Source organism: Flaviramulus aquimarinus, assembly GCF_039543205.1.
Taxonomy (GTDB): Bacteria; Bacteroidota; Bacteroidia; order Flavobacteriales; family Flavobacteriaceae; genus Flaviramulus_B; species Flaviramulus_B aquimarinus.
In genome coordinates, this window is the sequence record NZ_BAABJH010000001.1 from 1227566 (window position 1) to 1252569 (window position 25004).

24 protein-coding genes are annotated in these 25004 nt (G+C 32.4%); 13 read left to right on the top strand and 11 right to left on the bottom strand.

The genetic code is table 11. The annotated features are described in order from the left end of the window. Window positions 1-51: 51 nt before the first annotated feature. Entirely contained in the window at window positions 52-522 is a 471-nt protein-coding gene (locus tag ABD941_RS05720) for an Lrp/AsnC ligand binding domain-containing protein (protein ID WP_345273072.1), read from the top strand. 76 nt (window positions 523-598) lie between these two features. On the opposite strand, the gene ABD941_RS05725 is transcribed toward ABD941_RS05720, so the two are convergent. Continuing rightward, window positions 599-2140 (bottom strand): glycine--tRNA ligase, encoded by a 1542-nt coding sequence (locus ABD941_RS05725; RefSeq protein ID WP_345273073.1) that lies wholly within the window; start codon window positions 2138-2140, stop codon window positions 599-601. Between the two features lie 413 nt (window positions 2141-2553). Here ABD941_RS05725 and ABD941_RS05730 point away from each other — a divergent pair, with 413 nt between their 5' ends. The 3 genes from ABD941_RS05730 to ABD941_RS05740 all read left to right on the top strand — a co-directional run bounded on the left by ABD941_RS05730 (window position 2554) and on the right by ABD941_RS05740 (window position 6187). After that, window positions 2554-3720: a glycoside hydrolase family 2 TIM barrel-domain containing protein gene (locus ABD941_RS05730; protein ID WP_345273074.1), complete on the top strand. Its 1167-nt coding sequence runs from the start codon at window positions 2554-2556 to the stop codon at window positions 3718-3720. 128 nt (window positions 3721-3848) lie between these two features. Then, window positions 3849-4526, top strand: a complete 678-nt coding sequence (locus ABD941_RS05735) for a ComF family protein (protein ID WP_345273075.1) — start codon at window positions 3849-3851, stop codon at window positions 4524-4526. A gap of 59 nt (window positions 4527-4585) precedes the next feature. After that, complete coding sequence (locus tag ABD941_RS05740) at window positions 4586-6187, top strand: Ig-like domain-containing protein (protein WP_345273077.1); 1602 nt, start codon at window positions 4586-4588, stop codon at window positions 6185-6187. On the opposite strand, the gene ABD941_RS05745 is transcribed toward ABD941_RS05740, so the two are convergent. From ABD941_RS05745 to leuS, 9 genes are all read right to left on the bottom strand, one after another. Beyond that, entirely contained in the window at window positions 6180-6959 is a 780-nt protein-coding gene (locus ABD941_RS05745; protein ID WP_345273078.1) for an amidohydrolase, read from the bottom strand. The two genes, ABD941_RS05740 and ABD941_RS05745, sit on opposite strands and share 8 nt — an antisense overlap. Window positions 6960-6961: 2 nt before the next feature. Then, on the bottom strand, window positions 6962-8104 hold the full coding sequence (locus ABD941_RS05750) for a methionine aminotransferase (protein ID WP_345273080.1): 1143 nt from the start codon (window positions 8102-8104) through the stop codon (window positions 6962-6964). A gap of 33 nt (window positions 8105-8137) precedes the next feature. Continuing rightward, a complete protein-coding gene (locus ABD941_RS05755) occupies window positions 8138-8827 on the bottom strand; it encodes a LytR/AlgR family response regulator transcription factor (RefSeq protein WP_345273081.1) in 690 nt (229 codons plus the stop codon). Continuing rightward, window positions 8824-9831, bottom strand: a complete 1008-nt coding sequence (locus ABD941_RS05760) for a sensor histidine kinase (RefSeq protein ID WP_345273082.1) — start codon at window positions 9829-9831, stop codon at window positions 8824-8826. Before ABD941_RS05760 ends, ABD941_RS05755 begins: the two co-directional genes overlap by 4 nt. A 191-nt stretch (window positions 9832-10022) precedes the next feature. Beyond that, window positions 10023-11795 (bottom strand): MutS-related protein, encoded by a 1773-nt coding sequence (locus tag ABD941_RS05765; RefSeq protein WP_345273083.1) that lies wholly within the window; start codon window positions 11793-11795, stop codon window positions 10023-10025. A 492-nt stretch (window positions 11796-12287) separates the two neighbouring features. Beyond that, window positions 12288-12983: a zinc metallopeptidase gene (locus ABD941_RS05770; RefSeq protein ID WP_345273084.1), complete on the bottom strand. Its 696-nt coding sequence runs from the start codon at window positions 12981-12983 to the stop codon at window positions 12288-12290. 82 nt (window positions 12984-13065) lie between these two features. Then, a complete protein-coding gene (ald, locus tag ABD941_RS05775) occupies window positions 13066-14166 on the bottom strand; it encodes an alanine dehydrogenase (protein ID WP_345273085.1) in 1101 nt (366 codons plus the stop codon). Window positions 14167-14334: 168 nt separating this feature from the next. Then, window positions 14335-14595, bottom strand: a complete 261-nt coding sequence (locus tag ABD941_RS05780; RefSeq protein ID WP_345273086.1) for a SemiSWEET family sugar transporter — start codon at window positions 14593-14595, stop codon at window positions 14335-14337. A gap of 145 nt (window positions 14596-14740) precedes the next feature. Continuing rightward, on the bottom strand, window positions 14741-17566 hold the full coding sequence (gene leuS / locus ABD941_RS05785) for a leucine--tRNA ligase (RefSeq protein ID WP_345273088.1): 2826 nt from the start codon (window positions 17564-17566) through the stop codon (window positions 14741-14743). A gap of 248 nt (window positions 17567-17814) precedes the next feature. On the opposite strand from leuS, the gene ABD941_RS05790 reads away from it, so the two are divergent. The 6 genes from ABD941_RS05790 (at window position 17815) to ABD941_RS05815 (ending at window position 22453) form a co-directional block, all read left to right on the top strand. Continuing rightward, the gene (locus ABD941_RS05790) at window positions 17815-18729 is read left to right on the top strand and encodes a DMT family transporter (RefSeq protein WP_345273089.1); all 915 of its coding nucleotides are present in this window, start codon (window positions 17815-17817) and stop codon (window positions 18727-18729) included. An 84-nt stretch (window positions 18730-18813) separates the two neighbouring features. Next, a complete protein-coding gene (locus tag ABD941_RS05795; protein WP_345273090.1) occupies window positions 18814-19692 on the top strand; it encodes a cell division protein FtsX in 879 nt (292 codons plus the stop codon). An 89-nt stretch (window positions 19693-19781) separates the two neighbouring features. Further along, the gene (locus ABD941_RS05800; RefSeq protein WP_345273091.1) at window positions 19782-20036 is read left to right on the top strand and encodes a DUF3098 domain-containing protein; all 255 of its coding nucleotides are present in this window, start codon (window positions 19782-19784) and stop codon (window positions 20034-20036) included. Between the two features lie 57 nt (window positions 20037-20093). Beyond that, window positions 20094-20891, top strand: coding sequence for an undecaprenyl-diphosphate phosphatase (locus ABD941_RS05805; protein ID WP_345273092.1), 798 nt, complete (start codon window positions 20094-20096; stop codon window positions 20889-20891). 1 nt (window position 20892) lies between these two features. Beyond that, window positions 20893-21612 carry a tRNA pseudouridine(55) synthase TruB gene (gene truB, locus ABD941_RS05810; protein ID WP_345273093.1) on the top strand — a complete coding sequence of 240 codons (720 nt, stop codon included), beginning with the start codon at window positions 20893-20895 and terminating at the stop codon, window positions 21610-21612. Window positions 21613-21820: 208 nt separating this feature from the next. Next, complete coding sequence (locus ABD941_RS05815; RefSeq protein WP_345273094.1) at window positions 21821-22453, top strand: hypothetical protein; 633 nt, start codon at window positions 21821-21823, stop codon at window positions 22451-22453. Here ABD941_RS05815 and ABD941_RS05820 read toward each other — a convergent pair. Next, entirely contained in the window at window positions 22437-23054 is a 618-nt protein-coding gene (locus ABD941_RS05820; RefSeq protein ID WP_345273095.1) for a thioredoxin family protein, read from the bottom strand. The two genes, ABD941_RS05815 and ABD941_RS05820, sit on opposite strands and share 17 nt — an antisense overlap. 141 nt (window positions 23055-23195) lie before the next feature. Between ABD941_RS05820 and ABD941_RS05825 the strand changes: the two genes are divergently transcribed. Genes ABD941_RS05825 through ABD941_RS05835 form a run of 3 tightly spaced genes read left to right on the top strand, consistent with a single transcriptional unit; the run spans window position 23196 to window position 24991 of the window. Further along, window positions 23196-23759, top strand: a complete 564-nt coding sequence (locus ABD941_RS05825; RefSeq protein ID WP_345273096.1) for a DNA-3-methyladenine glycosylase I — start codon at window positions 23196-23198, stop codon at window positions 23757-23759. Continuing rightward, window positions 23746-24324: a hypothetical protein gene (locus ABD941_RS05830; RefSeq protein WP_345273097.1), complete on the top strand. Its 579-nt coding sequence runs from the start codon at window positions 23746-23748 to the stop codon at window positions 24322-24324. The genes ABD941_RS05825 and ABD941_RS05830 overlap by 14 nt, the downstream gene beginning before the upstream one ends. Then, a complete protein-coding gene (locus tag ABD941_RS05835; RefSeq protein ID WP_345273098.1) occupies window positions 24311-24991 on the top strand; it encodes a DUF2490 domain-containing protein in 681 nt (226 codons plus the stop codon). The genes ABD941_RS05830 and ABD941_RS05835 overlap by 14 nt, the downstream gene beginning before the upstream one ends. Window positions 24992-25004 lie beyond the last annotated feature (13 nt).

Consider the following 25004-nt stretch of genomic DNA (forward strand, 5'->3'; position numbering starts at 1 on the left):
TCAATTTAAAAGCAAATGATTATTTTTATGTTTTAGATTAAAACATAGATAATGAAACTAAACCAGAAAACCATAACCATAGACGGCATCGATAAAAAAATACTACGGGCCTTAACAACCGATGCCAGAACACCCATTTTAGAAATTGCTCGTAATGTTGGTATTTCTGGAGCAGCCATACATCAACGTTTACGTAAACTTGAAAAATCTAAACTCATTTCTGGCTCTCAATTTATTATAAACCCTAAAGTTTTAGGGTATTCTACAATGGCTTTTGTTGGCATATACCTTGATAAAGCAGCAAACACTGATGATGTTATTCGAGCCTTAAAAAAACTCCCTGAAGTTTTAGAATGCCATTACACTACGGGAGTTTATAGTGTTTTTATTAAACTTCTTAGTAAAGATAATGTACATTTAATGCATTTACTAAGTCATAATATTCAAACTATTTCAGGAGTTTTAAGAACTGAATCTCTTATTTCTTTAGAACAACAAATTAATAGACAAATTAAAATTTAGTTGAAATACAAAACCCAAGCAAAGATATAGTTGCTTGGGTTTTTCTTTATGAAATTCCTGCTTCTACAGGAATTGGTTACATCTTCATCAACCAAGAACGCACATCTACTTCTTGCTTAATCATATTACGCAAGTCTTCTATTTTAACACGTTGTTGTTCCATAGAATCTCTATGGCGTATAGTAACGGTATTATCTTCTTTAGTGTCATGATCTACGGTAATACAAAATGGTGTCCCATTAGCATCTTGTCTTCTATAACGTCTACCAACAGCATCCTTTTCGTCATAAATCACATTAAAATCCCATTTCAATTCCTCCACAATTTGTTTTGCTATTTCTGGCAATCCATCTTTTTTAACCAATGGTAAAATAGCTGCTTTTACTGGTGCTAAAACACTTGGTAATTTTAAAACTGTTCTTGTTGTTCCATTTTCAAGAGCTTCTTCTTGTAAAGCATTAGAGAATACAGCTAAAAACATGCGATCTAAACCAATAGATGTTTCTAAAACATACGGCACATAACTTTTATTTTCTTCGTGGTCAAAATATTGTAATTTCTTTCCAGAAAATTCTTCATGTGCTTTTAAATCAAAATCGGTTCTTGAATGTATACCTTCTAATTCCTTAAAGCCAAATGGAAATTTAAATTCAATATCAGCAGCTGCATCAGCATAATGAGCTAATTTTTCGTGGTCATGAAAACGATAATTTTCTGCACCCATTCCTAAGGATAAATGCCATTTCATTCTAGTTTCCTTCCAATGTTTATACCATTTGCCTTGTGTTCCTGGCTTTATAAAAAATTGCATTTCCATTTGCTCAAACTCTCGCATTCTAAAAATAAACTGTCTAGCAACAATTTCATTTCTAAAGGCTTTTCCTGTTTGAGCAATACCAAACGGAATCTTCATACGTCCCGTTTTTTGTACATTCAAAAAATTAACAAAAATACCTTGGGCTGTTTCTGGGCGTAAATATAAATCCATTGCAGATTCGGCAGAAGCCCCCAACTTAGTACCAAACATAAGGTTAAACTGCTTAACATCGGTCCAGTTTTTACTTCCTGTTAGTGGGTCAGCAATTTCTAATTCTTCAATAAGCGCTTTTACATCGGCTAAATCTTCATTTTCAAGAGATTTTCCCATTCTGGCAAGAATGGTATTTATCTTTTCTTGATAGCCAACAACACGTCCGTTTGTAGATAAAAATTCTTCTTTATTAAAGGCATCACCAAAACGTTTTGCCGCTTTTTTTACTTCTTTTTCAATTTTGGTTTCAATTTTAGCACAATAATCTTCAATTAAAACATCGGCTCTATAGCGCTTTTTTGAGTCTTTATTATCAATTAAAGGATCGTTAAACGCATCTACGTGCCCTGAGGCTTTCCATGTGGTTGGGTGCATAAAAATTGCAGCATCAATCCCTACAATATTTTCATTCATTTGCACCATGGCTTTCCACCAATAGTCGCGTATGTTTTTCTTTAATTCTGCACCGTTTTGCGCGTAGTCATAAACTGCGCTTAAACCATCATATATTTCGCTGCTCTGGAATACATATCCGTATTCCTTTGCATGCGATATTACCTTCTTAAATTTATCGTCTTGATTTGCCATAGGTGCAAAAATAAAAAACCGCGAGAAACAATGGCTGTTGTTTCTTAAAAAAAACACTGAGTAAGTATTTATTTTCTAAGCACTAAAATTGTATTCATATAAAATCATTATTTTTTATTTAGAGACTACTGTTTTTCGAAAAAAAGCAATATACAATTTGGACTATTTAATAGTATATTTATAGAAACTTTTAATCCGTATTTAAAAACTAAATTTCAAACACAAACGACACAATAGATTTGCAACCAGCTAAAATCAGAATAATGAAATATTTAATTTACCAAAAACGTTCTTTTTTGTTTTTTTTTCTTTTTACCTTATTTTATATCTGTAATGCACAGAGTAAAAAGATATCCAACACTAAGATAACCAATTCTGAAATCCGTCTTACTAGTGAAGGTTATCGTATTTTTGTGAATGAAGAGCCTTTTTACATTAAAGGCGCTGGTGCTATAGATAAAAGTAAGATTGGAACTTTAGCCAAGCATGGCGCCAATGCCTTGAGAACTTGGAGTACTTATTATGGTATGGAGTTCTTAGACCAAGCTCAAGAACTTGGTTTGAAGGTGATGATAGGAATTTGGGTTGGTTTAGAACGTAACGGATTCGATTATAATGATGAAGAGGCTGTACGAGAGCAATTAGAAAATATTCGCAAACGCGTAATAGAATTGAAGAATCATCCAGCATTGATGATATGGGGGATTGGAAATGAACTGAACCACCATTCGGAAAACCCAAAAGTTTGGGATGCAGTAAATGATATATCTGAAATGATTCATGAATTAGATCCACATCATTTAACTACCACATCTTTAGCAGGAATCAACAAAAAGTATGTTGATTTGATTGGCAATAGAGCTCCTGATTTAGATTTCTTGAGTGTTCAGTTATACGCACCAATTGATATACTTCCAGAGCTTATCACAAAGTCTAATTACAAGGGACCCTTATTGGTTACGGAATGGGGAGCTACCGGTTATTGGGAAGTGGATAAAACGGAATGGGGAGCACCATTGGAGAACAATAGCTCTGTTAAAGCAGATTTATATCTCAGTCGATATCAAAACTCAATTGTATCCCAATCCCAACAAGTGATGGGTTCTTTTGCATTCCTTTGGGGTCAAAAGCAAGAACGGACACCAACATGGTTTGGGATGTATATGCCAGATGGAAATGAGACTGAATCGGTTGATGTCATGCATTATGCCTGGAATGGAGAATGGCCTAAAAACCGTACTCCTAGATTACATGATTTTACTTTGGAAGGACAGAGAGCTATCAACAATATTAAACTAAAAGCGGGCGATACTTACAATGCCCAAGTTGAAGCAACCGACCCCGACAACGATAAATTGATTTTTCGTTGGGAAATTATGAGAGAAAGCGAGTCACAGAAAACAGGAGGAGATGCGGAATATATTCCAGAAACTATTAGTGGTTTATTCCCCGAGCAAACAGACAGTTCGACTTCGTTCTTGGCCCCCTCTAAACCAGGTGCTTACCGCTTATTTATATATGTAGAAGATGATTATCTTCATACTGCTCATGCCAACATACCATTTTACGTAGAGGATTAGTTTTTTAAAATTTCGTACAAATTTTGGATTGCAATGAATTAAAATAAGTAATATTATATGCATATTTTAACTTAAACCCTCAGATTATTTATTTTTACTAAATGTACAAGAACTTCATATAATGATTTATGCTTAAATCAATCAAAAACCTATTCTTCCCAAAAGTATGTCATGCCTGCCATAATTTACTAAATGACAATGAGGATACTATTTGTATGGACTGTAGACATGATTTACCGGTAACCAATTTTCATTTTGATGATACGGATTCTATAGCAAAAGCACTTTATGGACGTGCTAAAATTGAAAACGGTACCGCACTTTTTAGGTTTGAAAAAAAAGGGAACGTACAACAACTTATTCATAATCTTAAATATAGAGGTCATGAAAATATAGGGTTTCTTTTAGGAAATTGGCTAGGTGGTGAGTTAAAGTCTGTTGAAAAATACAACACCATTGATATAGTTATTCCTGTTCCGCTTCATAAAAAGAAACTAAAAACTAGAGGTTATAACCAAGTTGCTCTGTTTGGGCAACAAATAGCCAAAGCCATACATGCCGATTATATAGACGATGTACTTTTAAAGGTAACAAACACGAAATCGCAATCCAAAAAAGGTCGTATAGCACGATGGGTTAACAGCGAAGAATTATTTACCATTCAAAACACATCATCCATTGAAAACAAACACATTCTTTTGGTAGACGATATTATTACAACTGGCGCTACTTTAGAAGCTTGTATTTCTGTTTTAAATGAAGCCAAACATATAAAAATTAGTATTGCAACTATGGCAATAGCTTAAATAGATTATCGTTATATCTCTAAAATCATGTACTTTTGATAAAAATTTAAAATTAGTCAATGAACAAGACCCTTTCAAATTTTATTTTATCAGCTGTTATAGGTCTAATTTTTATTAATTGTGCTAACCGAGGCACCCCAGATGGTGGACCAAAAGACGTTACCCCTCCTAGTATTATTAAGTCTGAGCCCGAGAATTATTCCACAAATTTTACTGGAAGCGAAATCAAGGTTTATTTTGATGAGTATATAAAGATTAGGGACATACAGAAGCAGCTTATCATTTCACCACCTATGAAAACGCAACCAGACATTAAACCACTTGGGGGCGCTAGTAAGTATATTACCATTAAAATTAACGACACGCTCCAACCTAATACAACCTACGCCTTTAATTTTGGGAATAGTATTACTGATAATAATGAATCTAATCCTTATCCTTATTACCGATATGTCCTTTCTACAGGAGATTATATAGATTCGCTCAGCGTTAATGGTAATATTGTTGATGCCCTTAAAAAACAACCTGAAACCTTTGTGAATGTTGCACTTTATGAAGTTGACTCAACATTTACTGATTCTATTATTTATAAAGAAACTCCTAAATACATTACCAATACTTTGGATAGTTTAACAACTTTTTCCATTGAAAATCTTAAGGCTGGAACTTATATGTTAATGGCATTAAAGGACGGTAATGGCGATAATAAATTTCAACAGAAAACAGACCAAATTGCATTTTATAAAAGCTTTATTGAAGTGCCTACAGATTCAAGCTATACGCTTAGATTATTTTCTGAAAATCTTAATTTTAAAGCCACTAGACCTCGATTATTATCTGGTGAAAAAATAGCCTTTGGTTATGAAGGAAGTTATGAAAATATGGCTATTAAAATGCTATCTGAAATACCTTCTGAATTTGAATATCGTATTACTAAAGATTCAAAAACCGATAGTCTTAATTACTGGTACAAACCAAGATTAGAAGTTGATTCTTTGATTTTTAAAGTTTCAAAAAATGACTTTGAAAAAGATTTTACTGTTAGAATTAGTGAACAAAAAAGAGATTCGATTTTAATCGAAACATCGCCATCTGGCACTATAGATTACGACGAAACTTTTAATATTTCCAGCAATACGCCTTTGGTGCGTTTTGATGATTCAAAAATTTCTTTAATGGATAAAGATTCTACTGTAGTCGATTTTACTTCAAGTTTTGATACCATTACAAATACGTATGCTTTAAACTTTAAAAAAACAGAAGAGAATAAATATAATATCCAAATACTGCCTGAAGCTTTTGTTGATTTTTTTGATGACACAAATGACACATTGAATTATTCAATTAACACCAGAAAGGCGTCTGATTTTGGTTATGCAAGGTTTACTTTAGTTAATGCAAAATATCCACTTATTGTTCAATTAACCGACAATAAGGGTGAGGTAAAAGCCGAAGAATCCATTTCTGAAGAAGGCTTTCTGGATTTTTTAAACTTAATTCCTGCTATCTATTCTATTAGAATTATTCATGATGCTAATGGTAACAAAAAATACGATACGGGTAATTACTTAAAAAAGATACAGCCAGAAAAAGTAAGCCATTTTCAAAATATTGAAATTAGAGCAGATTGGGGCATTCAAGAAACACTTCAGTTTAAGTAATAGTAAACGAATCTCTATCGTTCAAAAATTTAAGTTTATTTCTGTAAGCTTCAATATGTCTTTTTTCTAAAGTAACGGTTTGGATTTGTTCTTTTTCAGATTCAAAAGAAGTAATGGTATTTCCTAACACATCATACACAGCTGAATGACCAGAATACACACTATTTACACCATCGACACCCACTCGATTTACACCAATACAATAGCACATGTTTTCAATAGCACGTGCTTTTAACAACAAATCCCAGGCAGAAACCCTAGGTTTTGGCCAGTTGGCAACATATATTAAAATATCATAATCTTCTGTATTTCTAGCCCAAACAGGAAAGCGTAAATCATAGCAAATTAATGGACATATTTTCCAACCTTTATATTCCAGAATAATTTTTTCTGTTCCTGCTGTATAGATTTTATCTTCTCCAACCAAAGTAAATGTGTGTCGTTTGTCATAAAACATGATATGCCCTGATGGTTCAACAAACAAGAGTCTATTATAAAAGCTTTTATCTTCTAAAACAACAAGACTACCTACAATAGCACTATTCTTTTTCGAGGCTAAATCTTGCATCCAAGTAACGGTTTCTCCTTGCATGGTTTCAGCAACCAAACTGGCATTCATAGTAAAACCTGTAGTAAACATTTCAGGAAGGATAACAAGGTCTACATCGTCATTAATATTTTCAATTTTTTTAGTGAAATTAGCGCGATTCTGTTTTGGGTCTTCCCAAACTAAATCGGATTGAATCAATGCTATGTTTAGTTTACTATCCATAATTAAATTCGGTTTAAAATATCTGCTGCTCTTTTTAAGGTATCGTCAGTTTTTGCAAAACAAAAGCGCAAGACATGATTATCTAAATTGTTTTCATTAAAAACTGATAATGGAATGGATGCAATCCCTAATTTTTTGGTTAATCGTTTTGCAAAATCAACATCATATTCTTCAGTGATTTTTGAATAGTCCAGCACTTGAAAATACGTCCCTTTTGATGGTTTAAAAGTAAATCTAGAATCTTTTATAAGGTTTAAAAACAAGTCGCGTTTTCTTTGATAAAATGCAGGCAATTCCAAATAATGCTTCGGCTCTTGCATATAATCTGCAATGCCTTTTTGGGTTGGATGGTGCACACAAAACACACTAAACTGATGCACTTGCCTAAATAAGTCCATAAGAGCTTTGGGCGCACAGCAGTACCCTATCCGCCATCCGGTATTATGAAAGGTTTTACAAAAGGACGCCACAACAAAACTTCTTAATTTTAAGTCTAAAAACAAGCAGGCACTTTGGTGTTTTTCGCCATCATAAACCATATGTTCATATACCTCATCACTTAAAACAATGATATCTGTATTTCTAGTTATTTCTTGTAATTGCAACATATCTTCTTTTGAAAATATAGTGCCTGATGGATTATGGGGCGTATTGATAATAATCATTTTAGTTTGACTATTAATCTTTTGCTTTACCGCATGCCAGTCTACACTAAAATTCGGAGCTTGAAGCTGAACGGGAATGACTTTACCTCCATTGAGCCTTATGCTTGGTTCGTAACTATCATAAGCGGGTTTAAATATAATAACCTCATCATTTTCTTTTATAAATGTTGAAATTATTGTTGATATGGCTTGAGTTGCTCCAGCAGTAATTGTAATTTCATGTTCTGGGTTATAAACAGCGTTATACAAGGCATTCATCTTTTTGGCAATGGCTGTTCTTAATTCTAAATTGCCAGCCATAGGTGCATACTGATTATAGCCAGAATTCATGGCGCTACTAACCAAGTCAATCAATTTCTGGTCACTACCAAAATCTGGAAAACCCTGGGACAAATTAATGGCATTGTATTTTTTAGCCAATCCACTCATAATAGAAAAAATAGTGGTTCCTACATTTGGAAGTTTAGAGATGTGCTGCATAAAAGTAAAGATACTGACTTCTTTTTTAAAAGTCTAAACGCCTAATCTACTTAATAATTCCTGTTTAAACGTTCTACCGATAGGAATTTTATTAGCCTTTACAAAAAGTGTATTCCCTGAAATTTTATCTACAAACTTACTGTTTATAATAAAAGATTTATGCACTTGAATAAACTGACTTTCGGGAAGCTTTGCATTCCAATTTTTTAAAGCATCTATGTATGATAGTTTTTGGGTTTCTGTAACTACGGTTATATAATTTCTGTCCGATTCAATGTAAAGGATGCTATTTAAAACAATTTTATGCAGTGTTTTATCCACGTTTAAAAAAAGTGTTTCTTCATTATCTTCAGAAGTTATCTCTGGAACGCTCAGCCTTTCTTTTGCCTTATTTACAGCCTTCAAAAATCTATCAAATGAAAATGGTTTAACCAGATAATCCACAATGGTATCGAGTTCAAAACTGCTTACTGCATAATCAGGATAAGCGGTTGTCATGATTATTTCTGGTGGGTTTTTAATGGTTTTTATAAAATCTAATCCGGACATATCCGGTAAATTTATATCTAAAAAAACAATATTGGCTGATGTTGTATTTAAAAATGAATTTGCTTCAATAGCCGCTTTAAATGTTCCAAGCAATTTTAAACCAGGGATTTTTGCAATAAAACTTTTCAGAATTTTTTGCGCTGGAATTTCATCTTCTATGATAACACAGGTCATTGTAAATTTAGTTTTAGAGACACCGTAAAGGTATTTGTATTGCTTATATTAAAATCGTAATCATCTTTATAAATAAGTTCCAGTCTTTTTTCAAGGTTTTGCAATCCAATTTTTAATTCGGTTGTGGTAACTTTTTGAGTATCAAAATCATTTTCACATGTAAAATTCAAAATACCATTTTCAACTTTAATGTTTACAACAATGTCGCTATTTAACGTGCTATGTTTAAAGGCATTTTCTATAATGGTTATTAACAATAAAGGTGCTATTTGATACACTAATGAATCCACACTTTTCTTATAAATAATTTGCTTTGCGCCTTCCGTTCTTATAGTTTGGAATTTTATATAATTATCTATAAAATGAATTTCCTTTTCTAAAGAAATGGTTTTCTCATTACTTTCATATAACACGTGTTTTAAATTATCTGAAAGCATTAAAATAAGCTCTGGGGTTTCATTAGGTTTTTCTAGTGAATAGGAATAAATCGTGTTTAAATTATTGAACAGAACATGTGGGTTTATTTGCGATTTTAAAAACTTCAGTTCCATTTCTATATGCTCTTTTTTTATGGTTTCTACTTCTTCTTGCTTATCAATAAACCGATATAATATCCAGATAAATGAAAAGAAAATAAGTGGCACCAAACTTTGCCATAAATAATCGCTTAAACACTTAATTATGGTACATCCGCATTGTGCAAAGGCGTAACAGTACAATTGGGTTGCCAAAAACGAAATGGCAGCAAACACAAAAACATATAGCACATATAACTTCTTTTTTACAAAAAAGGGCAGCAAAAAAAAATTATTTAAATATACGATAGCAACTAGAAGCGATACATACTGTAAAAATGGATTTTCTGTCCAATAAAAATCTGAAAATAAGAACAGGGATACAAACGTAAACAGCATCCAAAAAAGGATATGTACTAAAACTTGCGAAATATGTTTATTGATAATGGTCATTTCAATTTTAAAAATACTTAGAAAAGCTAAAACCATCAAAGAATATGTATGAAAGTCAGGTTTCTAGTTACCAACGTATCAATTAAGAAATCAAAAATCAAAGTACTTTGTGGCCATATTACAAATTTTACTAAATTGCTAAACATACTGTAGAAATAGGCAATGGCGCATTTAACATATCCAAGTTTCAGAATAAGATAAGGCATCTATAAAAAAGTAAATCTACTCTATACGATTTCCATTTTTTTCAATAAAAAAGAGGCATTCATATTTTGGCAAATACCTACTTTTAAAGTATAATCAAAATGAAGTTCGTCATTTATAATTTCGGCATCAAAATAATAATTTTTCACATCCTCTAATTCGTTCTCAATTTCACATAAACTTAAATCGTGCGTTGCAATAATCCCTGTGGCATTTGAAGCCACTAGTTTTTCAACAAACTTTCTAGATCCAATGGCTTTATCGGTACTGTTAGTACCTTTTAAAATTTCATCTAAAACAATAAAATAAGGTTCTTTTTGAATGGCCTCAACAATGTATTTTAGTCTTGTTAATTCTGAAAAGAAATAGGAACTATCATCGGCTAAAGAATCCGATGTTCGCATACTGGTAATTAGTTTTACGGGCGAATACTGACTAGATTTTGCACAAACGGGCAAGCCCACATTTGCCATAACGATATGCAAAGACACTGTTCTTAAAAAGGTACTTTTTCCAGCCATATTGGCTCCGGTTACTATAAAAAACTGCTCATTTTCAATAGTTAAATGACTATCAACTCGCTTTTCTTTATTTAGTAACGGATGGCCTAAATCTGCTGCTTTTATAACCGGACCATTATTTACTATTTCTGGAAAAACAAACTCAGGATGATTATACGCATAGTTCCCTAATGAATTATAGGCATCAAAAAAGGACACTACTTCAAACCAATCGGATACTTTGTTTGTATATTGTTCAATCCATTGCTGTATTTGATAACTGTTTTTTATATCTGTTAGAAAATAGCCGTTACCAAAAATGGCTCCTATAATATTATTCCGATTATCTAAAGCGTCTAAAGGCTTTGAAAATACTTTAAAAATTTCAGAAGCTTTTTTATCTCCTAATTGAATCTGTTTTTGTTTTTTCTGTAATAATTCAGAAGAAAAAGATTCATTTTCAATCAAATCCAATAATGACGAGTATTGCCGAAAGGTGCTTCTAACTTTATCTGCGTTTGATGCCAGTATATTTACTTTTTTGAGATATCGTCCTGTAATAACTAAACCTAAAAATAACCAATAGCCTATCAAAACTTGATGTGTTACAACACCTAAAACTATAAGTACAAATAAGGCAACGGACACTAAACTAATGACATGAGGCAGCCATGACATGGCTTTTGGCAAAAACGATTTGTGGTTTTGTAACCACTCTATAATTTGTTTTGCAGGTGTTTCAACATCAACTAAAGTAGATGTAGCTGAATAATACTGTCGCCATTGTGGCTTAGAGCTTAATTCTTTTATAGCTTGTTGCCTAGATTCAATATGATCTATATGATTTGCTTTTAAAGCATTGGCTAATTCTTGAGTCCCTTCTTTTATAGTGGTTCTATTGATGAATTGAAAAAATGATCCGCGCCCGAATAAATCAATATCCAAACTGTAAAAATGGTTTGAATCCTGAAATTCGAGTCCTTCATCTCTTTTATGAAAATAACCGGATGCTATTTTAATTTCGTCTTCATTAATATCAACCAGGGCTTTATTGAAATCTCGTTGTCTTTTAACATCGGTATGTTTTGATAGCAAATAAATGAATATTATAACGCCAAAAACACCTACGGACAAAGCTGTTTGCCATTGTTGAAAAAAGAAATAAATGCCAAAACCTGTTGCTAAAAAGATTAATAAACGTAATGTGCTAAGCACAGTCATTTGTTTATATAGCTTTTTAGTTTCAGATTTATATTTAATTAAATGATTTTTATAGTATTCTAGTGGATGTTTCATTTTAACTTTTAATTAGGTCCCTTTCTGATATTTATCTGAATTTACGGGACATACAATTTTAATTTAAAGCGATTATCAAAAGGGCTATGTTTCTATAGTCATAATACCTTTATTAATAATAAAATTAACATTTTAAGTAGTTGTACTGAAATCTAATAATATTGAAAAACACAAAACACCATAGTGTTAAATTGGGCTTTTTTTAAAGAAGTGTAATTTTTTTTCATGCTGCAAAGTTTAATTGATTTGTTGTTTTTAATGCTTTCAAGCTAAAGTTAAGTTATCAATAATAACTTAGCTCTTGGTCATTTTTCGTTATATTGAACAGTATGTTCGTTTAACGTAAATTTTCCTTTAAAAATTAATTTTACAAAGAAATTTAATCCGATTTTTTTACAGATAATCGTACACTTAATTATATAAAAATCATAAAAAAACCGAAAAAACGCTTAAAAAACGAATTTCGGTTTTAGTCTTTTATAGAGTTTCTTCTTAGTCTCTACCTCCAAATACTTGAAGCCCCCAATATACCAAAGAGGCTAAAGCTCCTATAGCTGCAACTAAATATGTTCTAGCTGCCCATTTAAGGGCATCTTCTGAACCTCCATATTCTTCTTGAGAGACCATATTTTTATTTTTTAACCAAACTAGTGCCCGATTACTGGCATCATATTCTACTGGTAAAGTGATAAAGCTAAACAAGGTTGCAAAACCCATCATAACTAAACCTGCAACGGCTACCCAATAACCAAACCCAAGACCTGCTGCAGCACCTAACATTAATCCGCCAATGACTACCCATTGAGACATCCCTGAGGTTACACTAACTACTGGTACTAAAGCAGAGCGCATTTTTAGCCATTCGTATGCTTGAGCATGCTGTACGGCATGACCACATTCATGTGCTGCAACTGCTGCCGCTGCAGCGTTACGTTGATTATACACAGCTTCACTTAAATTAACCGTTTTGTTTTTTGGGTTATAATGATCTGTTAATCGACCTGGTGTTGAAATAACTTCAACATCCCTAATGCCATGGTCTGCCAACATTTTTTCGGCAATTTCCGCACCACTCATACCATTACGCAATTGTACTTTAGAGTATTTTTCGAACTTACGTTTAAGTGTACTGCTGACTAACCAACTTACAAGCGCTATGGCTCCTATTAATATATAATATCCTAACATGGTTTCATTTTTTATTTATGTAATAAAGATAACAATAATTGCACCAATCTTTAAGTATGAAACTTTGTCAGTTAAAATACCGTTAAACCGTTTCTAGCTCAAAATTAAAAGCCTCAGCAATTTCTTTATAAACAATCTTACCTTTTACAACATTTAAGCCTTTTTCCAATGTCTTATTACTTTCGCATGCTTTTTCCCAACCTTCATTTGCTAATTTAATAACATAAGGTAAAGTTACGTTAGTCAACGCTACTGTAGATGTATAAGGTACTGCTCCTGGCATATTCGCTACACAATAGTGTACCACATCATCTATTATATAAGTTGGGGTTTCGTGCGTGGTTGCTTTTGTAGTTTCAAAACATCCACCTTGATCGACTGCCACATCTACAATTACAGTTCCTGGTGTCATTTCTTTAAGCATATCTTTAGTAATTAGCTTAGGGGCTTTTGCGCCTTTTATTAAAACACCTCCAATAATTAAATCAGATTCTTTAATTCGTTTTCTAATATTGTATTCGCTCGAAAACTCTGTTACCACATGATTTGGCATGACATCATTTACATAGCGCAACTGTTTCATGTTTATATCCATTATAGTAACGTGCGCTCCTAATCCTGCAGCCATTTTAGCCGCTTGAATTCCTACAACCCCAGCTCCTAAGACCAAAACTTTTCCGGGTGGGACTCCAGGAACTCCACCTAATAAAACACCACGTCCTTTAATCGGTTTTTCTAAATATTTAGCACCTTGTTGTATAGACATTCTACCAGCAACCTCAGACATAGGGATTAACAATGGTAGCGATCCATCAGCATCTTCAACCGTTTCATAAGCAATACAAATAGCATTACTTTTTATCATAGCTTTAGTTAATTCTTCGCTAGAGGCAAAGTGAAAATAGGTGAAAATAACTTGATTTGGTTTGATTAATTGATATTCCTCTTGTATCGGTTCTTTCACCTTTACAATCATATCGCTAGATGCGTAAACGTCTTCAATGGAATTTAAAATAATAGCACCTACTTCCTGATAGTCTTCATCAAAAAAGCCACTGCCAAAACCAGCACTTGATTGTATATAAACGGTATGATTTCTTTTTGTGAGCTCAAAAACTCCAGCAGGAGTCATTCCTACTCTGTTTTCGTTATTCTTAATTTCTTTTGGAACACCAATTTTCATAGATTAAATTTTAGGTTAATTTGTTTGTACAAATTACAACGAAAAACGCAAAAATTACTTCATATAGGTAAGACCAAGATATTTTTATGAATTTAAAAAAAATGAAAATGATATTTTACCAAATTGAAAATCTGGACCAAAAAACACCCCTTGAAATTATCAATTTAATTATTTCTTAGTGTATTTTATTTTAAAATATACTAAGAAAAATGAAGACACTACCGTAATACTATTAGCAAAAATCATGGATGGGCTATTTTTAAGAAATCCATAAACCAACCACCCTACAATACCTATAAAAAAAAGAAGTAACATGGGTAAAGACAAAGCAGTAACATCCTTTGTTTTCCAAGTTTTATAAACTTGAGGTAGAAATGCAGCTGTTGTTAAAAATGCTGCTGTAAAACCTATAAGTTCTATATAATCCATATGTTTACTATTGAAAAAATGCTATTATCTAGACTTGCAATCTTTTAGCTAGTACCTTACCTTACGTTTTATATTGTTATCCATTATGCAATGTCTCAATCGTTCCTTATTTGGACATGACAACAAGATTTAACAGTCAGATACTTTAGCCTACAATATTTACAATTTTACCAGGAACAACAATCACCTTTTTAGGCGTTCTACCCGCTAATTGTTCTTGTGTTTTTTCGTTTTCTAAAACAGCCTTTTCAATAGCATCTTTGCTCATATCCAATGGCAATTCCATCGTAAATCGCATTTTACCATTAAATGAGATTGGATAATTCTTGCTGCTTTCTACCAAATGACTGGCATCAAATTCTGGAAATGGCGCTGTTGAAATAGACGCGTTATGTCCTAACTGACTCCATAATTCCTCAGCAATATGTGGAGCATATGGCGAAATTAAAACCAATAAAGGTTCTAAAATATCTTTGCTTGTACATTTTTGTGCCGTTAACTCATTAACCGAAATCATAAACGTAGATACTGATGTATTAAACGAAAAATTTTCAATATCGTCTTGAACCTTTTTAATAGTTTTATGTAGTGTTTTTAAATTGTCTTTTGTTGGCGTAGCATCGGTAACTTTTAGTCCGTTATTATCTACATACAACTTCCAAAGTTTTTTAAGGAACGAATGTACACCTGTAATACCAGCCGTATTCCATGGTTTGTATTGCTCTAATGGCCCTAAAAACATTTCGTATAAACGTAGACTGTCTGCTCCATAATCTGAAACAATATCATCTGGATTAACGACATTGTATTTGGATTTAGACATTTTTTCGACATCGCGACCTACTTTGTAAGCACCATCTTCTAAAATGAATTCGGCATCTTTAAATTCAGGTCTCCAATTTTTAAAAGCCTCTATATCTAATTCATCTGATGAATTAACAAACGAAACATCTGCGTGAATTTCTTGTACTTTTTTATCTAGAACTAATCCTTTAGATAAAAATTTATTCTCTCCTTCAACTCTATAAACAAAAGCACTAGTACCCAAAATCATGCCTTGGTTAATCAGTTTTTTAGCATATTCATCAACGGGGACAACACCTTTATCAAACAAAAATTTTTGCCAAAAACGCGAATATAATAAATGTCCAGTGGCATGTTCGCTACCGCCTATGTATAAATCGACATCTTGCCAATAGTCCATAGCTTCTTTTGAAGCTATCTCGTTTTGGTTTTCTGGATCCATATAACGGTTAAAATAGAAGGAACTTCCTGCCCAACCTGGCATGGTATTCAATTCTAAAGGATGAATCGTTTCATTATCGATCAAGTCGTTTGAAACCAAGTCATTCTTTTCAGTATCCCAAGCCCAAACTGTAGCATTTCCTAATGGTGGTTCGCCAGTTTCGGTTGGTAAATATTTTTCTACTTCTGGAAGCTTTATTGGTAAATGTTTGGCATCTATCATTTGTGGCATGCCATTTACATAATAAACAGGAAAAGGCTCTCCCCAATAACGCTGACGTGAAAATACGGCATCTCGTAATCTATAATTGGTTTTACCTTCGCCTTGTCCCATTTGTTCCAACGCGTAAATGGCGCGTTTGGTGGCTTTTTTATAAGTCATACCGTTAAGGAAATCACTATTAGCTATAACGGTTTTTTCTTTATCTGAAAAGGCTTCTTCTGAAATATCAACACCTTCAAAAATATTAGGAATTGGTATATCAAAATGCTTAGCAAATGCATAATCACGTTCATCGCCACATGGTACCGACATAACGGCTCCTGTTCCGTAACCTGCCAGAACATAATCGCCAATCCAAATTGGGATTAATTTTTTAGTAAATGGGTGTATAGCATAAGCTCCTGTAAATACACCGGATATGGTTTTTACATCGGCCATTCTATCGCGTTCGCTACGCTTAGCGGTTGCCAGTACATAGGCGTCTACATCTTCTTTCTGTTCTGGGGTTGTAATCTGAGAAACCAATTCGTGTTCTGGTGCTAATGTCATAAAACTGACACCAAAAATAGTATCTGGTCTGGTGGTAAAAACCTCAAATTCTGGCGCTTCTTTCACCTCATTTGAAACTACTTTAAATTTCACCTGTGCACCAACAGATTTTCCAATCCAGTTACGTTGACTTTCTTTTAATGAATCTGTCCAATCAATAGTTTCTAATCCCTGAAGCAAGCGCTCTGCATATGCTGAAATACGCATACTCCATTGCGTCATCTTCTTTCTAATTACGGGATGTCCTCCGCGTTCAGACACGCCATTAACAATTTCATCATTTGCTAAAACTGTTCCTAAAGCTGGACACCAGTTTACTTCGGTTTCAGCCAAATAGGTTAATCTATATTGCAACAATATGCTTTGTTGTGCTTCTGAAGACATGGCATTCCATTCTTCTGCTGTAAAAATATCACCAACATTCTGACATTCGGCATTAATATTAATATTGCCTTCTTCTTTAAACAACTCCACCAAATCTTTAATATCATATGCCTTTTCATGGTTTTTACAATACCACGAATTAAACAATTGAATAAAAATCCACTGCGTCCATTTATAATAATTGGGATCTGACGTACGAACTTCTCGAGACCAATCAAATGAAAACCCAATCTGATCTAATTGACGACGGTAGGTTTTTATATTTTCTGCAGTGGTAATGGCTGGGTGCTGACCAGTTTGAATAGCATACTGTTCTGCTGGTAATCCAAAACTATCATAACCTTGCGGATGCAATACATTAAATCCTTGATGACGTTTATAACGTGCATAAATATCCGATGCAATGTAACCTAAGGGATGACCCACATGTAAACCCGCACCGCTTGGATAAGGAAACATATCCAAAACATAATATTTTGGTTTTTCGCTGTTATTTATCGCTTTAAAGGTTTGGTTTTCTGCCCAATACTTTTGCCATTTGGCTTCTATGTCGTTGAAATTGTATTTCATTTCTATTTCTAAACTGTTAACGTCATTACGTGCGTTTACTAAGTATAATTAAAGTATGGCAATTTTTAATAATTGAAACTAAAAATTGAATAAATCCACATACCTCGTTTGGAATGACGAATTTCAAGCGGCAAATTTACGTTTTTAAAAATCAACTTAAAAGCCTTTACTTTTATTAAATACTCGTGCTATTTTGAATTAAAATGATATAATAGATTTACTTTTGGTTTTATTTTGAAAACAACGATTTGATTAAACACATTTACAAAGCACATTTAGCATTATTAGGAGCTAATCTTATTTATGGTGCAAACTACATTATTGCAAAAGGTATTATGCCCGAAAAAATTAATCCGAATGCTTTTGTTTTTATTCGTTTAGCTTGCTGTGTCCTGCTTTTTTGGGGTATTAAATTTTTATTTGTTAAAGAAAGTGTTGAACGAAAAGATATATTAAGATTAGCACTTTGTGGTTTGCTTGGGGCTGCCGCTAATATGCTGTTTTTTTTCCATGGTATTAATTTAACATCGCCCGTTGATGCTTCAATAATTATGACCGTCACACCAGTTCTGGTCCTTGTTTTTAGTTTTTTCATCTTAAAAGAACGTATTACCAAAAAGAAGCTAATTGGTATAACCATTGCCGGAATTGGCGCCATATTCCTTATTCTGTATGGAAATAAAGCAGCTGGAACCAGTTCGCTTCTTGGTAATTTGTTTGTGTTTTTAAACGCTACTTGTTATGGGTTTTACCTTGTTATTGTAAAAACCTTAATGAAAAAATACAATGCCATAACTGTTATTAGTTGGATGTTTTTATTTGGGTTATTATTTATTTCTCCTTTTACCCTAAATGATTTTGCTAGTACAAATTTCGAAACCTTTACAATAAACACTTATCTGGTTATTGGCTACGTTGTTCTGTTTACAACCTTTTTTGCTTATTTATTTAATATTTATGCACTTAATTATGTATCGCCATCGGTAACGAGCAGCTATATTTATTTACAACCTGTAATTAGTTTTTTAATGGTAAGTATCTATGCTTATGTTTTAATGAAAGATGAATATGCTCAAGACATTAATCTTATAAAGATATTAAGTTGTTTAATGGTTGTTATTGGCGTATATATTATTAGTAAGCCATCAAAGAAATTATCTTAAACACAACAATGTTGATATGTTTTAGTTTAAATAAATACAGATTGCTTTTACTTTATTATTTTTACAGCATTAATCCATAATTTCATGAGTTCATCATTTGAAAAACACCAGAAACGCAGACTTATTTCATCCTACTTCTCGGTAGTTTTAAGTATTGCTTTAGTGCTGTTTTTATTAGGGTTATTGGGCATGTTGATTTTAAACGCAAAAAAAGTTTCTGACCATTTTAAGGAACAAGTGGTTGTAACTATTTACTTAAAAGACAATGCTAAAGACGTTGAGACCAAACAACTTGAAAAAAGTTTAGCTATGGCTGATTATGTAAAATCTACCGAATATGTTTCGAAAGAACAGGCCGCTGAATTTATGAAAGTTGAAAATGGCGAGGATTTCATGGATTTTGTGGGCTATAATCCACTGCAAAACTCGATTGATGTCCATTTAAAAGCTGATTTTGTGACTTCAGAGCATCTTGAAAAAATTTCTGCCGAAGCCTTAAATAAAAACTTTGTTGAAGAAGTAACTTATGATAATGATTTGGTTAATTTGATGAATGATAATGTTAAGAAAATCAGTTTTTGGGTATTGGTCATTAGTGCCATTTTTACTTTAATTGCGGTTTTACTTATTAATAGTTCTATACGATTAGCTGTTTATTCTAAACGATTTACCATAAAAACTATGCAAATGGTTGGTGCTACAAAACAGTTTATTAGACGCCCTTTTGTTTGGAAAAGTGTTCGTTTAGGTATGGTTGGTGCTTTTTTGGCACTTATTGGTATGGCCATTGTATTGTATTATCTTAATAAAACTTTTACGGAATTAGAATTACTAAGCAACCCTATTTTAATGGTACTATTATTTGTTTTTGTTTTTACTTTAGGTATTATTATTACTTGGATAAGCACACATTTTGCTACACAACGTTTCTTGAATTTAAAGACTGACGATTTATATTATTAGTTGTTAGAAACTTGAATTAAAAAACCATTAACACAATAGTTTTAAATAAATCACTTAATTTGCACTTAATTATACTGCAACATTTGATTATGGGAGAAAAAAAGCGAAAAGAAGCATTAAAACCAGTTTTTATATTTGGAAAGAAAAACTATAAATTTATGTTTATCGGTTTAGCATGTATTGCATTAGGTTTTATTTTAATGTCTGGTGGTGGTAGTGATGACCCAAATGTTTTTAACCCTGAAATTTTTAGTTTCCGTCGTATTCGCTTGGCACCAATGCTAGTACTTATTGGTTTTGGTTTTGAGATTTATGCTATTCTTTTAAATCCTGATAAAAAATAATTCTAAATTAAAACTTCGTTTTATTTTTAAATTACTCAATTTTAATACTTTTGCGCCATGGAAATTATAGACGCAATTATTTTAGGTATTATCCAAGGACTTACCGAATTTTTACCTGTATCATCAAGTGGTCATTTAGAACTAGGAAAAGCCATTCTTGGCGATAACTCTATACCTGAAGAAAGCTTATTGTTTACTGTAGTACTTCATTTCGCTACAGCTTTAAGTACCATTGTTGTTTTTAGAAAAGATATTTTTGACCTTATTAAAGGGGCCTTAAAATTTAAATGGAATGATGATTTACAATTCATTTCTAAAATTGCTATTTCCATGATTCCTGCAGCTTTTATTGGTTATACTTTTGAATCTGAATTTGCAGAATTATTTGGAAACAATATAAAACTTGTTGGTTTTATGCTTATTATCACAGCACTATTACTTTTTCTAGCTGATAAGGCAAAAAGTACTGAAAAAAAGGTGTCATTTACTAATGCTATAGTAATAGGTTTTGCTCAAGCCATAGCTATGCTTCCTGGAATTTCACGTTCTGGCGCAACAATTTCAACGTCTGTGTTATTAGGGAATGATAAAACCAAAGCAGCTCGTTTTTCATTTTTAATGGTTGTACCATTAATCTTTGGAAAGATTGCTAAAGATATTTTAAGTGGTGATTTAACTTATGATAGTGGCAATTTCACAGCATTATCCATTGGCTTTGTAGCAGCTTTTATAGCTGGATTATTTGCTTGCACATGGATGATCGCCTTAGTAAAGAAAAGTAAACTGACCTACTTTGCTATTTACTGTGTTATTGTTGGCTTGATTGCTATTGGATTTGCTTTTTTCAACAATTAATATGTGCACTAAAGACGATTTTCTTTCTGGTCAAGTACTATTAATTGATAAACCGCTTAATTGGACCTCTTTTCAGGTCGTTAATAAATTGCGTTGGGAAATCCGTCAAGCTTTCAATATTAAAAAAATAAAAGTGGGGCATGCGGGCACCTTAGACCCTCTTGCTACTGGACTATTAGTTATTTGCACAGGAAAAATGACCAAGCAAATTGACACTTTTCAGGGTCAGATAAAAGAATACACTGGTACAATAGTTTTAGGAAGTACAACACCGTCCTTTGATTTAGAAACTGAAATCAATGAAACTTTTCCTATCGGGCATATCACTGAAGATTTAATATATAAAACTACCGAACAATTTATTGGTGAAATTCAGCAATTTCCACCTATTTTTTCAGCTTTAAAAAAAGATGGAAAACGCTTATACGAATATGCTAGAGCTGGTGAAAATGTGAAAATTAAATCAAGAACTGTTAGTATTCAAGAATTTAAAATCACTAAGATTAATACCTCGTCTAAGCTGAGTACGGGCTCAATATATATAGATTTCAGAGTCGTTTGCAGCAAAGGCACTTACATTCGTTCTTTGGCTAACGATTTTGGAAAAGCCTTAAAATCTGGCGCATATTTGTCTGCTTTACGAAGAACTAAAATTGGAGATTTTGATGTTAAAAAGGCCTCTTCCATTGAAGACTTTATTAAAAGCTTAGATTCAAAATAAGCAAAAAAATCTTTAGTTTATTAAAACTTATGCAGCATTTCTGTTTTATAGAATGTATGTTGTTTAAACCTTTTATGTTCTTTTTACGTATCTTTATTAAACCTTAACTCTTAGTTATAGCGATTTGAACCTAACAAATCAACATAAAGCCCTACTGATAACACTTCTAATTTCTGGAACGGTAATCCTGTCTATTTTTAATTTAAGCTTGAAAAAACAGAGCGAACTTATATCTGAAAGTTACTATGAAATTGAACCGGAAAAAGTGCTTACCGAAGAAGAAATCAAAATTCTTGATGCCTTAGATAAGCTTAATAGTTCTAAAGCGGAAACTAATAAAGCTTTTAACGAAGCTCAAGAAAACAAACACTTTGCTCAAGCTTTTAAAACTATAGCGCCTCCTGAAGATTATGTGCCAAAATTAAGCAATACCCCCCAAAACATAAACACAGCCCATAAAGTTTATGAGGTTCCTGAAAACTCTAAGTTAGATGAAGATGCACTTTCAAAATTTAGTAAAGTAAACCATTTACTTAAACAGCAGCAATCTGAGGGAAATAATTCTAAAAGTTCCATCAGATTTTCATTAGCTAACAGAACAAAAATTTACATTCCTATTCCTGTTTACCTTTGTGAAGTTAATGGTAAAATAGTAGTAAACATAACAGTCAATTCTAATGGCAATGTTGTTGACACATATATAAACACCTCTTCAACATCAAGCAACGAATGTTTAATTGAACATGCTATTGAGTATGCTAAACAGGCACAGTTTAGTTCTGATGCCGCAAAAGAAAATCAATTGGGCTCTATTACGTTCTATTTTATTGGCAAAGAATAGGCTGTAATTGGCAAAGTTTTTCAGTAATATCTTCAATCACATTTTGTCCTTTATCTTTATTATACCAATGCTGTAAATCTTCTTTAAACTCAGGAGTAAGCTTACCATGTTTTCCTTTAAATCTATTTACATAGCTTGTTGCTTCACTTGGTCTAGGTCCGTAAGTATCTATAACTGATTTAGTTTCATTATCAATCATAATAACTTTAGCTATAGCTCTGCCTCCATTAGTTAAAAACATATCCATAAGCTCAAGGTTATCATCACGAAGCACAATTTTAATATCAATGTTTGGATTTAATTCTGCTATTTTATTAAGAACAGGTATAACATGTGCCGCATCGCCACACCAACTTTCAGTAATAATTAACCAGGTTGCTTTTTGGTTAAATTCTGATATTTTTTGTTGGGCAATTTCGGGTATTATTATGGTTTTATCCCAACGTTTCATCCGTCTGTCATTGAGTTTAGTGTAATTGGCTAAAGCTTCTGTTTTTTCCAATCCTGAATTAGAATTTTCTTCTGCTAATTGTTTCACTAAATTACGATAAGCATCATAAGACATGCTGTTCTCTAAACTAGATTGTATAATGGGGTTCATAAAACTGTTTTAAAAATTGATAAAAGCAAAATTAGTATCTTGCTGTGCTATTAATAATGACTTTTGTCATATTTTAATCCTATACCTTACAATCCACAATTGGTTATTAATTATTAATTTTAGTTTCAAAAAAATATATAGATGGAAAAACATAGGTGTGCTTGGTGTAAAGGCGATGTGCTATATGAAGCCTATCACGATAACGAATGGGGTGTTCCTGTTTATGATGATGCTACCCTTTTTGAATTTTTAATTTTAGAAACCTTTCAAGCGGGTTTAAGTTGGATAACCGTATTACGAAAACGTGAGAATTTCAGAACTGCTTTTGATAATTTTGACTATAAAAAAATAGCGCGTTATAATCAAGATAAAATTGATGCCTTACTCTTAGATGCTGGTATTATTAGAAATAAACTTAAAGTGAATGCTACCGTTAACAATGCACAAGCTTTTATGAAAATTCAAGAGGAATTTGGTAGTTTCAGTAAGTACATTTGGGGATTTGTTGACAATAAGCCAATTAAAAACAGGTTTGAAAGTTTAAGCGATATTCCTGCTAACACGCCTTTAAGTGATGTTATTAGTAAAGATCTAAAAAAACGAGGGTTTAAGTTTGTAGGCACCACTGTAGTTTATGCGCATATGCAAGCTACGGGCATGGTAAATGATCATGTAAAACATTGCTTTAGATATGAAGCCGTTTAGTTTTCTACTTTTTATATGGTGTTGTTCGTGCTGTTTTTCTCAAACCAAAAACGAAAAGGAAGAACGCATATCGCTTTCTGAGTTTCCTGAAGTTACACAAAATTATTTTAATTCTATTTCCCATAAACTTCAGTCTTTAAAGTTTTTCAAAGAAACTGACGGGAGAAAACAAAGTTTCGAAGCTAAATTTAAGTTTAAAAAGCTACATTATAGTGTAGAATTTGATACTCAAGGAAAACTGGAGGATATTGAAATTCTTATCAAGAAGAAATACATTTCTAAAAATGGGCCTAAACAAATTTTTGAGTATTTCAATTCTAATTTCAAAAAAACTAGAATCATAAAAATCCAAAAGCAGTTTATAAATAAGACTCATAAAACAGATGAGGAATTTATTAAATATATTGTTGATAATCCAGATGAAAAAAACACCCATTTTGAAATTATAGCAGAAATAAAAACCAAAAAAAAACATGAACTAAGGGAATTTACGTTTAACCGAAATGGGGAATTTATAAATTCCAGATTAGTAACCTTTTCTTCTTACGAACATGCATTATACTAAAAACCTAATATGTGCTGTTCTGCTCTTTGTTTGTTTTAAAAACGGTGCTCAAAACAATTTTGAAACTTTAGGCGAATCTGCTTTTGCAGTAAACCACAAGGTGTCAAAAAATTACAGCTTAAATTTTGCGTTAAAAAACCGTTATTGCTTATATAAAACTGTTGATTTTACTTTTGAGCAACGCCAAATAGATATTGTGCACTTTTCGACTTTTAAACTAAATTATAATCATGATTTAAGTGTTGGATTACAATATCGTAATAGAGATCTTTTCAATAATAGTTCAAATGAGCTAAGAATAACCGAACAATTCAACTATAAAAAACAAAAAATTGGGATTAGGTACGGCCATCGTTTTAGAGCTGAACAACGGATTTTAAATACCAAGACTATTTTTAGACAGCGTTATAGATTTGCTATAGATTTTCCTTTAAATGGAGAAAAACTCAATATAGGAGAATCCTATTTAGTAAATACCGTTGAAGGTTTATTAAGTGTAAGCAAAAAGGATAGACCTGAAGCCGATATAAGAATCTCATCCCAAATAGGATGGCAAGTTACAGAAGTTTTAAAACTTCAAACAGGTCTTGAGCATCGTTTTGAAGCCTTTAACTTAAAAACGAAAAATAATTTATTTATTTTAACTACTGCTGTTTTGAAAATTTAGGTTCGGAAGTTTA